The following is a 12,886-nucleotide window of genomic DNA, read 5'->3' as shown; positions in this document are numbered from 1 at the left end:
CGACCCCTCCCCGACCAGAAGGACATAAAGCCATGTGTGGAGCAAAGGCCGGCGGCCCCGACGCTTCGACGATCAAGCCCGGTGAGACCACCATCCAGGGCAGCGTGACCCGCGACGGCGAGCCCGTCACCGGTTACGTGCGCCTCCTGGACTCGACCGGCGAGTTCACCGCCGAGGTCCCGACCTCGGCGACGGGGCAGTTCCGCTTCTACGCCGCCGAGGGCACCTGGACGCTGCGCGCGCTCGTCCCGGGCGGCAGCGCCGACCGCACGGTCGTGGCGCAGACGGGTGGCCTCTCCGAGGTCGCCATCGCCGTCTGACCCGGTCGTCACGTACGACCGGACACGTACAACCGAACGCGTACAACCGAACACGTACGACGGACCGGCCGGAGGGCCGCACCCCAGGGGGTTGGACGCCACCTGAGCCGGGGTGCGGCCCTTCGCGCCGCCCGGGGTCCGGTGTCCGGACGTACGCTGGAGTCATGTACGCCCGACGCCGTCGTGGTTACTTCCTGATGATGGGCGCATGCGTCGTCCTCTTCGTCTCCGCCTGGGCCTTCGTCCGGCTCTGGTCGGTGCCCGCGGCCATCGCCATGTGCGTGGTCGCCATGGTCATCCCGCCCGCCGCGGCGATCGTCGCCAACCGGCGCGGGCCCGACGACCGCTGGTGGGACGAGAACGACGACGACCGGAACGCTCCCGAGGGCGGGGGCGGCAGGAACGCCGGGAATCCTCAGAACCCCGGGAACGGCGGGAGACGCCGGCGGTAGCCGTTCGGGCCGGGTGGTGGCCGGCGCCGGGTCGGGTGCAGGTCGGGCCGGCGCGGGGCGGGCCGGGGCGTGGGTCGGCCGCCGCATCCGGGACATCGCTCGACCGGAGCAAGACACCCCGGCATTTCGGGAGGGTCCCACGCGTGCGGCGCACGGCCTCCGTCTCCCCGGAGCTGGCCCCGCCGCACGCCCCTCCCGCCCCTGGACGGGGCCCGGACCCGAACCCTCGGGCCGTACCCCAACCCATTAGGCTGGACCCCGGTCCCGTACCGCCGTCCAACCGCTCATCCGAGGAGCTCCCGTGCTTGAGGCATTCTTCTCCGCCCTGCTGGTCCTGGTCTGCGTCGGCGTGCTCGCCTTCGCGGCGGTGACCGTGAAGAAGCTGTACCAGGGCCAGCGCTGACCGCTCCCCGCACCGCCCGACCGTCACAGTCGCAGCACGCCCCTCTCACAGATCGTCTGAGCAGCTCATGATCGAGATCCCGTCCGACCTCCACCCGGACCTCGTCCCGCTGGCCTTCCTCCTCGGCAACTGGGCGGGCGCGGGCGTGTCCGACTTCCCCGGTGACGAGAAGTGCAACTTCGGTCAGGAAGTCACCTTCGGCCACGACGGCCGGGACTTCCTGGAGTACGTATCGCACAGCTGGGTGCTCGACGCCGACGGCAACAAGGTCAAGCCGCTGGAGTCCGAGTCCGGCTACTGGCGCATCGACAAGGACCGCAAGGTCGAGGTCGTCATGGTCCGCGACCAGGGCGTCATCGAGATCTGGTACGGCGAGCTGGCCCACCAGAAGCCGCAGATCGACCTCGTCACCGACGCGGTGGCGCGGACCGCGGCCTCCGGCCCGTACAGCGGTGGCAAGCGGCTTTACGGCTATGTGAACAGCGACCTGATGTGGGTCGGCGAGAAGTCGACGCCCGACGTCGAGCTGCGTCCGTACATGTCCGCGCACCTGAAGAAGGTCGTCACCCCGGAAGAGGTCGAGGCGATGGCGAAGAGCCTCGGTGACCTGCCGGACGACGGCATCGCGTTCTTCAAGTAGGCGCGGCCCTGGGCGGGTGCTCGCCCGGACCTACACTGGAGTTGTGGTGAGCACCGACTGGAAGACCGATCTTCGGCAGCGCGGGTACCGGCTGACGCCGCAGCGGCAGCTTGTCCTCGAAGCCGTGGACACGCTGGAACACGCGACCCCGGACGACATTCTCTCCGAGGTGCGCAGAACCGCTTCCGGTGTGAACATCTCCACCGTCTACCGGACCCTGGAACTCCTGGAGGAGCTGGGGCTGGTCAGCCACGCCCATCTGGGGCACGGGGCACCCACGTACCACCTGGCCGACCGGCACCACCACATCCACCTGGTCTGCCGTGACTGCGCGGACGTCATCGAGGCCGATGTGGACGTGGTCGGCGACTTCACCGCGAAGCTGCGGGACACCTTCGGCTTCGAGACCGACATGAAGCACTTCGCGATCTTCGGCCGCTGCGGCGACTGCACGGCGAAGGCGGTTCCGGGGGCCGGCACGGAGCCGGGGAATCCGGTCACGGGGACGGCCTCGGACGCGTAACCCGCGCCCGGCGGAGTCGTAGGCTGGTCGTATGAAGAGCCCCCTGCTGTCCCTGCCCGGTGCCGTCGCCGCCGAAGGCTCCGACGAAGGAGTCGCCGCGCACTACGGGGACCTGTTCCGCGAACAACGCGCCCTCGCCGACGGCTCCGGTCTCGTCGACCTCTCGCACCGCGGCGTCATCACCGTCACCGGGGACGACCGGCTGGCCTGGCTGCATCTGCTGCTCACCCAGCACGTCAGCGACCTCGCCCCCGGCCAGGCCACCGAGGCGCTGATCCTCACCGGCAACGGCCACATCGAGCACGCCCTCTACCTCGTCGACGACGGCACGACGGTGTGGGCGCACGTCGAACCGGGCACGCAGGGCGAACTCGCCGCCTATCTGGAGTCGATGAAGTTCTACTACCGGGTGGAGGTCGCCGACCGCACCGAGGACTTCGCCGTGGTGCACCTGCCGGCCGGTTCCATCGCCGACGTACCGGACGGAGCGGCGGTACGGGAGACGTCGTACGGCCGGGATCTCTTCCTGCCCCGCGCGGACCTGGAGAAGTACGCGGCCGGGCACGGCCCCGCCGTCGGCATCCTGGCGTACGAGGCGTTGCGCATCGAGGCCCACCGGCCGCGCCTCGGTTTCGAGACCGACCACCGCACCATCCCGCACGAGCTGGGCTGGATCGGCACCGCCGTCCACCTCCAGAAAGGCTGCTACCGGGGTCAGGAGACGGTCGCCCGGGTCCAGAACCTGGGCAAGCCGCCGCGTCGGCTGGTCTTCCTGCACCTGGACGGCAGCGAGGTGCACCTGCCGGGGCACGGCACGCCGGTACGCCTCGCGGCGGACGGGCAGGAGGGCCGTCCGCTCGGCTTCATCACCACATCGGGCCGCCACCACGAACTGGGTCCGATCGCCCTCGCCCTGATCAAACGCAATGTGGCGGTGGACGCCGAACTGCTCGCGGGGGACACGGCGGCGGCCCAGGAGACGGTCGTCGAGCCGTAGGACGCGTCGGCCGCGGCCCCGGGCGTCCTGGTTGCCGGGGCCCGGCCCGGGTGCCTCAGGTCCGTCGGGGCGGTCGGCTTTCCGGGTCGGTGGCCTCGTACGCCGGCCGGACCTCGATCAGGCCCCGTTCGGTCCCACCGGCCGGACCTCGATCAGACCCCGTTCGGTCCCACCGGTCAGACCTCGATCAGTACGGTGAACGGGCCGTGGTTCGTGAGCGTGACCCGCATGTCCGCTCCGAACCGGCCCGTCTCCACCCGGGCGCCGAGCGCCCGCAGCTGGGCCACCACCTCATCGACCAGTGGCTCGGCGACCTCGCCCGGCGCGGCGGCGTTCCAGGTGGGTCTGCGCCCCTTCCGGGCGTCCCCGTAGAGAGTGAACTGAGAAATCACCAAAAGCGGCGCATTCACATCGGAGCAGGACTTCTCGCCCTCCAGTACGCGCACCGACCAGAGCTTCCGCGCGAGCTGCGCGGCCTTCTCCACGGTGTCCCCGTGCGTCACTCCGACCAGCACACACAGGCCCTCGCCCACGATCTCACCGACGACCCTGGTGGTCGCGGAGACACCCGATCCGTCGGCCACGGCGACGCTCGCGCCGTCCACTCTCTGTATCACCGCTCGCATACAGACCAACCTATCTTGGGCTGAACGGGTACAGAGCAACTGCGTGAGCGCCGTGCGGAGTGGCACCATGCACGGAGGCGGTGTGCCGACGCACCGGTCGAGGGGACGGACACAAGCATGAGTACCTATGGAGCCGGACAGCCATCCGGCGTCGTACCGATCACGCGTGCCAGCACCATGCGCCCACCCGTACAACGGACCGGCGAAGGTCCCGGCTCCGACCTCGAAGCCGGGACCGGCACGGGCCCCGGACCCGACCTCACCTCCGGTTCCGGAACGGTGCTGCCCGCCCAGCCGCATCCGGAGCTGACCGCGCTGCGACTGCCCGCACTGCGCACCCTGCGCCGGAACTCGCAGCGCGACGAGGCCGACCTCAGCTATGTGCGGCGGCTGGTACAGGGCCGGATCGACATCCTGCGGGCCGAACTGGCCCGTCGTACGGCCCCCGAGACGCCCGTCGTGGACCGGCTCTCCGAGATCCTGGCCGACGCCCCGTCCCGGCACCGTTCGTCGGCGCGGCACGTCACGCTGACCACGCCACGCAGCGACGAGTACCGCCGGCTGGCCGCCGAGACGTTCGCCGAGGTCGGCCTGTCCGACCTCGACGCCCGCACGGACGAGGAGCTGAACACCGCGATGGGGCGTCTCGTCCGGTACGAGCAGCAGGTCTCCCGGCGCCGTCACCAGCTCCAGCGCACCGCGGACGATTGCAGCGCGGAGATCACCCGCAGGTACCGTGACGGGGAAGCACAAGTAGACGACCTGCTGGCCTGAAGCGATCCTTCCGGGAGCGGGTCCCGCCCGCTCCCGGAAGGCCACCATGTCCTCCACCGCTGTTCCGCCCGTCGCGCGGTCCGTCGCCCCGCCCGCTCCGCCCGTCCTGGCCGAAGTCGTGCGTTCGGGGTTCGTCGAGGGCCACCACAGGGGCTCCCTGGTCCTGCTGGCCCCGGACGGCAGCGTGGAGCGGACCCTCGGTGATCCGCAGGCCCCGGTCTTCCCGCGTTCCTCCAACAAGCCGATGCAGGCCGCCGCCGTGCTGCGCGGCGGTCTCGATCTGGCGGGGGAGCGGCTGGCGCTGGCCGCCGCCAGTCACTCCGGCGAGCGGTTCCACCTCGATCTGGTCCGCACGATGCTCGACGAGCACGGACTGACGCCGGATGATCTCCGGACCCCGCCGGATCTGCCGCTGGACCAGGTCGAGGCGGAGGCCTACCTCGCGGCGGGCCGGGTCCGTGAGCCGATCACCATGAACTGCTCCGGCAAGCACGCGGCGATGCTCGCGGTCTGCGCACGCAACGGCTGGGACCGCGCGTCCTATCTCGACCCGGCCCATCCGCTCCAGCGCCTGGTCCACCAGGTCGTCGAGGAGGCGGCGGGGGAGCCGGTCGCGGCCGTCGGTACGGACGGCTGCGGGGCGCCGCTGATGGCGATCAGTCTGGTGGGGCTGGCGCGCGCCTTCCGGTCGTTCGTGCTGGCCGCGCCCGGCACGGCCGAGCGGCGGGTCGCGGACGCGATGCGCGCCCACCCGGAGTACGTGGCGGGCACCCGGCGGCCCGACACCTGGCTGATGCGCGAGGTGCCCGGCACGCTCTCCAAGATGGGTGCGGAGGCGGTGCAGGCGGTGGCGCTCGCGGACGGACGGGCGCTGGCCTTCAAGATCGACGACGGTGCGACGCGCGCGCTCGGCCCGGTGCTGGCTCGGTCCCTGCGGCTGCTGGGTGTGGATGCCCCGGTGGTGTCCCGGATCGGGCGGGCGCCGCTGCTCGGCGGCGGCGCGGAGGTCGGCGAGATCCGCGTCGCGTTCTGAGTCCGGCGCCCCGGCCGGTCCGGGACGCGGGGGCCCGGCGGAGGGTGCGACGAGCGGGTCGTGGCATGGGCCGGGCCGGGGCGTGGCGCGGCCGGTGCGTGGCGCGGAACGGGACGGGCGCGGAGGCCCGAGCGGGGCTTGGTCGGGGCACGGGAAGGGCACGGGCGGGGCACGGGCAGGGCACGGGCGGGGCATGCGAAAAGAGGATGCGGTCCGTTCGGCGGGGTGCATAGCGTGGGGCGCATGACTCTTGAATCCCGTACGGTCGCCGAAACCGAGTATTCCGACTGGGTGAGGGCCTTGAACACCGGATTCCTTCGGCCGCCGACGGTGACGGAGGACGAGGTGAAGGGGCGTCTGGCGCACACTGATCCGGCTCGCGTCCAGGGTGTGTTCGACGAGGGCCGTTGTGTGGCGACGTTCCGTTCGTTCGCGCAGGAGCTGACCGTGGTGGGCGGTGCGAAGGTGCCGACCGACGCCGTCACCAATGTGACGGTGTCACCCACGCACCGCCGCCGCGGGCTGCTGAGCCGGATGATGGCCACCGATCTGGCGGCGGCGAAGGAGCGCGGCGATGTGGCCGCGACGCTGATCGCCGCCGAGTACCCCATCTACGGGCGGTACGGGTTCGGCCCGGCCGCCTGGACCACGTCGTGGGAGATCGACGTCCCCCGCGCCGGCCTGGACCCGCGCTGGTCCGGCCCGGACGCGGCGGACGGCGGCCGGATCGAGCTGGTGGACGGCGCGGACGTGCGGAAGTTCGGCCCCGAACTCCATGAGCGGCTGCGAGCCGTGCGGCACGGCGCCGTCACCCGTGATGAGCAGTGGTGGCAGACCTTCACCGGTCAGCAGCCGCACGGGAAGGACTCCTGGACGGAGCCGTTCCACGCGCTCCACCGATCGGCCGGCGGCGACATCGAGGGGCTGGTCACTTACCGCGCGGACGACCGCTGGGGCGACGCCAAACAGCCGCTGAACCGGGCGACGGTCCGTGATCTGATCGCGGTCACCCCGGCCGCGGAGCGGGCTCTGTGGCACTTCGTCTGCTCGATCGACTGGGTCACCACGGTCAGCTCGGGCGAACGCGCACCCGACGATCTGCTCCCCCTTCTCCTGCCGGACCCGCGAGCCGCCCGGACCGTGACGCACGCCGACTTCCTGTGGCTGCGGGTGCTGGATGTCGTACGGGCCCTGGAGGCGCGCACCTACGCCGTACCGGGCACGCTCGTCCTGGAGGTCCATGACCCGGCGGGCCTGTCGGGCGGCCGGTTCCGTCTGGACGCCTCCACCGACGGCGCCTCCTGCGTCCCGACCTCGGAGAGCGCGGACCTGGCTTTGGACGTACGGGAACTGGGGGTGCTGTACCTGGGGGACGAATCCGCGCTCCGGCTGGCGGCACTGTCCCGGCTGGACGAACTGACGCCGGGCGCGGTGGCGTTGGCGGACAGCGTGTTCCGGGCCGGACGACGGGCCTGGTGCCCGGACGTCTTCTGAGCCATTCGCGGAGTGCTTGCCCGGCCGGTGGGCCGGTCGACCGATCGGGCGGTGGGCCGGTCGGTGGTGCGGAGTGCTTGCCCGGCCGGTGGTGCGGTGGGTCGGCCGGTGGTGCGGTGGTGCGGTCGGTTGGCCGGTGGTGTGGTGGTGCGGCGGGTTGGCCGTTCGGCCGGTGGTGCGGTGGGTCGGCCGTTCGGCCGGTGGTGCGGTGGGCCGGCCGTTCGGTTGCAACCCGGTCGGTGTTCGCCCGGTGTTCGGGAGACGGCCGTTCCAGGGTGCAATTCCCGGCTTCTCGGGGCGGGAGCACCGCGCGTCATTAGGATGGCGGGCACATGAGCCAGTGACGGGCGGGCGGGGACGGAAGGCGGCGGTCGCCAGTGGCGGTCGGGGGCGGCGGAGTCGGACGTACGGGCACTTTTGGCGGACCCGGCGTGACGCCGGGTCCGGTTTCACGTGGAACATCGGGCGCAGCGGCGCCCGGTGGTACGCCCGCGAGCGTGCCGGGCGGCCGGATGCCCGGAAGGGCGGGGCGCGCGGTGGCTCCGTCGCCGGGCCGGCCGGCCGTACGTGTCCCCAGCCAGTCGGCGAGCCGGGCGGCCGGAACCGCGAACCGTGGCACCGCTGATCTGCCCGTCAGTATCGAGGCCGCCTGGGGACTGCGCCGACGTCCCGTCAAAGGACCCCGACCCGGGCTGACCCCGGCCCGCATCGTGGACGCGGCGGTGGCCATCGCCGCGGCCGAGGGGCTGGGTGCGGTCTCCATGGGCAGGGTCGCCAAGGACCTCGGTGTGTCCACGATGGCGCTCTACCGGTACGTCTCCGCCAAGGACGAGCTGCACGTCCTGATGAGGGAGGCGGCCCTTGGACCTCCGCCGCCCCCGCCCGAGGCCGGAGCGTCGGGGACCGGCTGGCGGGCCGCGCTGGAGCGGTGGGCCCGCGCACAGCACGAGGTGTACCACCGCAACCTCTGGATGCTCCGCATCCCGGCTTCCGGCCCGCCCACGAGCCCCCACGCGGTCGCCTGGTGGGAACAGGGGCTCCAGGCGCTCGAAGACAGTGGGCTGAGCCGGCCGGACCGCTTCTCCGTCGTCCTCCTGGTCAGCGGTTTCGTACGGAACGAGGCACTGCTGATGGGTGACCTCGCCACCGCCGTCGAGGCACGAGGCGTCAGCCCGCAGGAGGTCAGGGACGGGTATGCACGCACCTTGGACCGGCTCGTGGACCCCGTACGGCATCCGGCGCTGTCACAACTGCTGGTGTCCGAGACGAGGACTCCGCACGATCCCGGCCATGAGTTCACGTTCGGGCTGGAACGGGTGCTGGACGGGGTCGAGGCATTGATCGGCCGCCAGAACCGGTCGGCCGCCAGAACCGACCGGCCGACCGGCCGACCGTCTGACGGGCTGACGGGCTGACGGTCCTGGCGGTCCTGGCGGGCCCGGGGCCGGCCCTCGATCCCTCCTCGCGTGCCCGTCCGCCGCACGGCTGGACATCAAGTCCGCTTGAGATCTAGGGGCGTAGGGTTCCTGGTCATGAGCGCAGAGAAGGACCGGGACCAGGCGTCGATCGGGCTGCGGGAGCGCAAGAAGCGGCTGACGTACGAGACGGTCTCCGACGCCGCGATCGCGTTGTTCCTGGAGCGGGGCTTCGACCGGGTGTCGGTGGCGGAGGTGGCCGCGGCGGCGGACATCTCGAAGCCGACGCTGTTCCGGTACTTCCCGACCAAGGAGGACCTGGTACTGCACCGGTTCGCCGATCACGAGGACGAGGCGGCCAGGATGGTCGAGGACCGGGCCGACGGTGTGGCCCCCCTGGACGCCCTGCGCATCCACTTCCTGGCCGGTCTCGACCGGCGCGATCCGGTGACGGGCCTCTCCGACATACCTGAGGTGTTGGCGTTCCATGGGCTGCTCTACGGCACGCCGTCGCTGGTCGCCAGGTTGTACGAGTACCAGGGGCGCTCGGAGGCGGCGCTGGCCCGCGCCCTGGGCGGCGGGGTGTCGGCACGGCTCGCCGCGGCCCAGATCATCGCCGTCCTGCGGGTGCTGTCCGAGGACAACTGGCGGAGGGTCGCCGCAGGGGAGACGGCGGACGAGGTGCACGCCGGGGCGGTCGAGGCCGCCGAGCTGGCCTTCGTACAACTGAGGTCGGGGCTCGGGGGGCTCGGGGACGTCCGGACGCTTTCCTGGGGGGATTAATCAATTGCCTAGCGTCTTTAGGCACTGTTAGCGTCGCGCGCATGAGGGAAGTACGAGAACGCGAGATCCGTGAGTCGTTCGTGAACTGTTCCAAGGGAGAGGCGGGACGGCTCCCCATGCCCCGGGACCTGGCGGAACGGCCGTGGGACGATCTGGACTTCCTGGGCTGGCGTGATCTCTCGGCGCCGGACCGCAGCTATCTGGTCGTCGAGCGCGACGACCGGCTGCTGGGTGTCACCTTCCGCTTCCCGTCCCGGCAGCGCGGCTATCTGCACCGGAGCATGTGCTCCCTGTGCATGACCACCCACCCGGGCAACGGCGTCTCGCTCCTGACCGCCCGCAAGACGGGCCCCGCCGGCCGGGAGGGCAATTCGGTCGGCGTCTACGCCTGCACCGACCTCGCGTGCTCCCTGTACGTGCGGGGCAAGAAGACGCCGGGGTCCGGTACGCGGTTCGAGGAGTCGCTGACCATGGAGCAGCAGGTGGAGCGCATCCGGACCAACCTCTTCGCGTTCCTGGACAAGCTCCACGCCTGACCCCCGCGGGCCGGCCCGGCCGTCCGGCCCACCGCGGTGAAAACATGCGTGGGCACGCGCCGGGCGGAGCCGTACAGTCCCCGCATGCCCGCACTGCAACGCCTCCGCCCCGACCACGCCCCGGCCCTGCTCGTGTTCGAGCGTGAGAACCGCGCCTACTTCGCGGAGTCGATCCCCGACCGGGGCGACGACTACCTCACCGGGTTCGACGCTCGGCACGCGGAACTCCTCGCCGAGCAGGAGGCCGGGCTGCACCACTTCCATGTGCTGGTCGGCGCTCCCCGTCGCGCGGTAGCCGCGGACGGGCGCGACGACGACTGATCGCGTACCGGAACGGGCCCGGCCCGCCGAGAACTGCCCCGTATCCTCCACGGTCCCCCGTAATACCGGGAATCCGGCGGCACTCGACGGCCGGGCCCGCCCCCGTCCGTCAGGTGCCGACGTAGTCCGAGAGGTGCTCACCGGTGAGGGTGGAGCGGGCGGCGACGAGGTCGGCGGGTGTGCCCTCGAAGACGATCCGCCCGCCGTCGTGTCCCGCTCCGGGGCCGAGGTCGATGATCCAGTCCGCGTGCGCCATGACCGCCTGGTGGTGCTCGATGACGATGACCGACTTGCCGGAGTCGACGATCCGGTCGAGCAGAGCGAGCAACTGCTCGACATCGGCGAGGTGCAGACCGGCGGTCGGCTCGTCGAGGACGTAGACACCGCCCTTCTCGGCCATGTGCGTGGCCAGCTTCAGCCGCTGCCGCTCGCCGCCGGACAGCGTGGTGAGCGGCTGGCCGAGGCTGAGGTAACCGAGCCCGACGTCGATGAACCGGCGGAGGACGGCGTGCGCGGCCGGAGTGTGCGCCTCGCCGCCGCCGAAGAACCCCTCGGCCTCGGTCACCGCCATCGCGAGCACCTCGCTGATGTCACGGCCACCGAGGCGGTACTCCAGCACCGACGCCTGGAACCGCTTCCCCTCGCACTCCTCGCAGACGGTGGTGGTACCGGCCATCATCGCCAGGTCGGTGTGGATGACGCCGGCGCCGTTGCAGTTGGGGCAGGCGCCCTCGGAGTTGGCGCTGAACAGCGCCGGCTTCACACCGTTGGCCTTCGCGAACGCCTTGCGGATCGGATCGAGCAGACCGGTGTACGTCGCCGGGTTGCTCCGCCTGGAGCCGCGTATCGCGCCCTGGTCCACCGACACCACCCCGGCCCCGGCGGGGATCGAACCCCGCACGAGCGAACTCTTGCCCGAACCGGCGACCCCGGTGACGACGACAAGCACCCCGAGAGGGATGTCGACGTCGACATCACGCAGATTGTGCGTCGTCGCGCCGCGGATCTCCAGCGCGCCGGTGGGCGTCCGCACCTTCTCCTTGAGGGCGGCCCGGTCGCCGAAATGGCGGCCGGTGAGTGTGCCGCCGGCCCGCAGAGCCTCGACGCTGCCCTCGAAGCAGACGGCGCCGCCCGCCGTACCTGCGCCGGGGCCGAGGTCGACGACGTGGTCGGCGATCGCGATCGTCTCCGGCTTGTGCTCGACGACGAGCACCGTGTTGCCCTTGTCCCGCAGCCGCAGCAGCAGGCGGTTCATCCGCTGGATGTCATGGGGGTGCAGGCCGGTGGTGGGCTCGTCGAAGACGTAGGTGACATCGGTGAGCGAGGAGCCGAGGTGGCGGACCATCTTGACGCGCTGCGCCTCGCCGCCCGACAGCGTGCCCGAGGACCGGTCGAGCGAGAGATAGCCCAGCCCGATCTCCACGAAGGAGTCGAGCGTCCGGCGCAGGGAGGTGAGCAGCGGCGCCACCGACGGCTCGTCGAGGCCGCCGACCCATTCCGCCAGGTCGCTGATCTGCATGGCGCACGCGTCGGCGATGTTGGTCCCGCCGATCCGGGACGAGCGGGCCCCCTCGCTGAGCCGGGTGCCGTCGCACTCGGGGCAGACGGTGAAGGTGACCGCCCGGTCCACGAACTCCCGGATGCGCGGCTGCATCGCCTCCCGGTCCTTGGCGAGGATCGACTTCTGGACCTTGGGGACCAGCCCCTCGTAGGTGAGGTTGACGCCGTTGATCTTCACCTTGACCGGCTCGTGGTGCAGGAAGTCGCGCATCTCCTTCTTGGTGTACTCGCGGATCGGCTTGTTCGGATCGAGGAAGCCCGAATCGGCGTAGACCCGTACGGTCCACCAGCTGTCCGCCTTCCAGCCGGGGATGGTGATCGCGCCCTCGGCGAGCGACTTGGAGTCGTCGAAGAGCTGGGCGAGGTCGATGTCGGAGACCGTGCCCCGGCCCTCGCAGCGCGTACACATGCCGCCGGTACGGCTGAAGGTCTGTTTCACGGCCTTCTTGGCACCCCGCTCGACGGTGATCGCACCGGTCGCCCGGACCGACGGGACGTTGAAGGCGTACGCGCCGGGCGGGCCGATGTGCGGCTGCCCGAGCCGGCTGAAGAGGATGCGCAGCATCGCGTTGGCGTCGGTGGCGGTGCCGACCGTGGAGCGGGGGTCGGCGCCCATCCGCTGCTGGTCGACGAGGATCGCGGTCGTCAGCCCTTCGAGCACGTCGACCTCGGGCCGTGCCGATGTCGGCATGAAGCCCTGCACGAAGGTGCTGTAGGTCTCGTTGATGAGCCGCTGCGACTCCGCGGCGATCGTGCCGAACACCAGCGAGCTCTTGCCCGAGCCGGAGACGCCGGTGAACACCGTCAGCCGGCGCTTCGGGATCTCGATGCTGACGTCCTTGAGATTGTTCACGCGCGCGCCGTGCACGCGGATCACATCGTGACTGTCCGCGCCGTGCCGCGCGGGCGACCGCGTGTCCGTCCTCTTGGCCGTGCTCATCGTGTCTCCATCTGTCTGTCGCGCGGGGCTGCCCGCGCGCTGTCCGCGATGCGATGCGCGGGGGGCAGC

At 71.4% G+C, this 12,886-nt stretch carries 13 protein-coding genes and 1 pseudogene; 12 read left to right on the top strand and 2 right to left on the bottom strand.

Annotation, left to right across the window (positions count from 1 at the left end; translation table 11 throughout):
- Window positions 1-32 precede the first annotated feature (32 nt).
- The 5 genes from PZB75_RS13375 (at window position 33) to PZB75_RS13355 (ending at window position 3,335) form a co-directional block, all read left to right on the top strand.
- Entirely contained in the window at window positions 33-320 is a 288-nt protein-coding gene (locus tag PZB75_RS13375; protein ID WP_018490348.1) for a DUF1416 domain-containing protein, read from the top strand.
- Between the two features lie 164 nt (window positions 321-484).
- Window positions 485-772, top strand: a complete 288-nt coding sequence (locus tag PZB75_RS13370) for a DUF3099 domain-containing protein (protein ID WP_275535526.1) — start codon at window positions 485-487, stop codon at window positions 770-772.
- A 470-nt stretch (window positions 773-1,242) separates the two neighbouring features.
- Window positions 1,243-1,815 carry an FABP family protein gene (locus tag PZB75_RS13365; RefSeq protein ID WP_275535525.1) on the top strand — a complete coding sequence of 191 codons (573 nt, stop codon included), beginning with the start codon at window positions 1,243-1,245 and terminating at the stop codon, window positions 1,813-1,815.
- 43 nt (window positions 1,816-1,858) lie between these two features.
- A complete protein-coding gene (locus tag PZB75_RS13360; RefSeq protein WP_275535524.1) occupies window positions 1,859-2,338 on the top strand; it encodes a Fur family transcriptional regulator in 480 nt (159 codons plus the stop codon).
- 31 nt (window positions 2,339-2,369) lie between these two features.
- Window positions 2,370-3,335 carry a folate-binding protein gene (locus PZB75_RS13355; protein WP_275535523.1) on the top strand — a complete coding sequence of 322 codons (966 nt, stop codon included), beginning with the start codon at window positions 2,370-2,372 and terminating at the stop codon, window positions 3,333-3,335.
- Between the two features lie 176 nt (window positions 3,336-3,511).
- Here PZB75_RS13355 and dtd read toward each other — a convergent pair whose 3' ends face one another.
- Window positions 3,512-3,961 carry a D-aminoacyl-tRNA deacylase gene (dtd, locus tag PZB75_RS13350; protein WP_275535522.1) on the bottom strand — a complete coding sequence of 150 codons (450 nt, stop codon included), beginning with the start codon at window positions 3,959-3,961 and terminating at the stop codon, window positions 3,512-3,514.
- 117 nt (window positions 3,962-4,078) lie between these two features.
- On the opposite strand from dtd, the gene PZB75_RS13345 reads away from it, so the two are divergent.
- The 7 genes and pseudogenes from PZB75_RS13345 to PZB75_RS13315 form a co-directional block, all read left to right on the top strand.
- On the top strand, window positions 4,079-4,735 hold the full coding sequence (locus PZB75_RS13345; protein ID WP_275535521.1) for an ABC transporter substrate-binding protein: 657 nt from the start codon (window positions 4,079-4,081) through the stop codon (window positions 4,733-4,735).
- A 46-nt stretch (window positions 4,736-4,781) separates the two neighbouring features.
- Window positions 4,782-5,768 (top strand): asparaginase, encoded by a 987-nt coding sequence (locus tag PZB75_RS13340; RefSeq protein ID WP_275535520.1) that lies wholly within the window; start codon window positions 4,782-4,784, stop codon window positions 5,766-5,768.
- 243 nt (window positions 5,769-6,011) lie between these two features.
- The gene (locus PZB75_RS13335) at window positions 6,012-7,262 is read left to right on the top strand and encodes a GNAT family N-acetyltransferase (protein WP_275535519.1); all 1,251 of its coding nucleotides are present in this window, start codon (window positions 6,012-6,014) and stop codon (window positions 7,260-7,262) included.
- Window positions 7,263-7,888: 626 nt separating this feature from the next.
- Window positions 7,889-8,677 (top strand): TetR/AcrR family transcriptional regulator C-terminal domain-containing protein, encoded by a 789-nt coding sequence (locus PZB75_RS13330; RefSeq protein ID WP_275538696.1) that lies wholly within the window; start codon window positions 7,889-7,891, stop codon window positions 8,675-8,677.
- Between the two features lie 117 nt (window positions 8,678-8,794).
- Entirely contained in the window at window positions 8,795-9,460 is a 666-nt protein-coding gene (locus PZB75_RS13325) for a TetR family transcriptional regulator (protein ID WP_275535518.1), read from the top strand.
- 41 nt (window positions 9,461-9,501) lie between these two features.
- On the top strand, window positions 9,502-9,996 hold the full coding sequence (locus tag PZB75_RS13320) for an FBP domain-containing protein (RefSeq protein ID WP_275535517.1): 495 nt from the start codon (window positions 9,502-9,504) through the stop codon (window positions 9,994-9,996).
- An 84-nt stretch (window positions 9,997-10,080) separates the two neighbouring features.
- Window positions 10,081-10,266: pseudogene (locus PZB75_RS13315) on the top strand (GNAT family N-acetyltransferase); the annotation flags it as partial.
- Between the two features lie 160 nt (window positions 10,267-10,426).
- On the opposite strand, the gene PZB75_RS13310 reads toward PZB75_RS13315, so the two are convergent.
- The gene (locus PZB75_RS13310) at window positions 10,427-12,817 is read right to left on the bottom strand and encodes an excinuclease ABC subunit UvrA (protein ID WP_275535516.1); all 2,391 of its coding nucleotides are present in this window, start codon (window positions 12,815-12,817) and stop codon (window positions 10,427-10,429) included.
- Between the last annotated feature and the right edge of the window lie 69 nt (window positions 12,818-12,886).

Origin of the sequence: Streptomyces sp. AM 4-1-1, assembly GCF_029167625.1 — a bacterium.
In the GTDB taxonomy this organism is placed as follows: Bacteria; Actinomycetota; Actinomycetes; order Streptomycetales; family Streptomycetaceae; genus Streptomyces.
The sequence above is the reverse complement of the archived record's forward strand: the minus strand, read 5'-3'. Positions and strand labels throughout refer to the sequence as shown.

What these genes read in the sequence shown, in the direction of transcription:
- dtd (WP_275535522.1), bottom strand. Translation starts at nt 3,961, where the DNA reads ATGCGAGCGGTGATACAGAGAGTGGACGGCGCGAGCGTCGCCGTGGCC.
- PZB75_RS13345 (WP_275535521.1), top strand. Translation starts at nt 4,079, where the DNA reads ATGAGTACCTATGGAGCCGGACAGCCATCCGGCGTCGTACCGATCACG.
- PZB75_RS13320 (WP_275535517.1), top strand. Translation starts at nt 9,502, where the DNA reads ATGAGGGAAGTACGAGAACGCGAGATCCGTGAGTCGTTCGTGAACTGT.
- PZB75_RS13335 (WP_275535519.1), top strand. Translation starts at nt 6,012, where the DNA reads ATGACTCTTGAATCCCGTACGGTCGCCGAAACCGAGTATTCCGACTGG.
- PZB75_RS13340 (WP_275535520.1), top strand. Translation starts at nt 4,782, where the DNA reads ATGTCCTCCACCGCTGTTCCGCCCGTCGCGCGGTCCGTCGCCCCGCCC.
- PZB75_RS13365 (WP_275535525.1), top strand. Translation starts at nt 1,243, where the DNA reads ATGATCGAGATCCCGTCCGACCTCCACCCGGACCTCGTCCCGCTGGCC.
- PZB75_RS13325 (WP_275535518.1), top strand. Translation starts at nt 8,795, where the DNA reads ATGAGCGCAGAGAAGGACCGGGACCAGGCGTCGATCGGGCTGCGGGAG.
- PZB75_RS13370 (WP_275535526.1), top strand. Translation starts at nt 485, where the DNA reads ATGTACGCCCGACGCCGTCGTGGTTACTTCCTGATGATGGGCGCATGC.
- PZB75_RS13375 (WP_018490348.1), top strand. Translation starts at nt 33, where the DNA reads ATGTGTGGAGCAAAGGCCGGCGGCCCCGACGCTTCGACGATCAAGCCC.
- PZB75_RS13310 (WP_275535516.1), bottom strand. Translation starts at nt 12,817, where the DNA reads ATGAGCACGGCCAAGAGGACGGACACGCGGTCGCCCGCGCGGCACGGC.
- PZB75_RS13355 (WP_275535523.1), top strand. Translation starts at nt 2,370, where the DNA reads ATGAAGAGCCCCCTGCTGTCCCTGCCCGGTGCCGTCGCCGCCGAAGGC.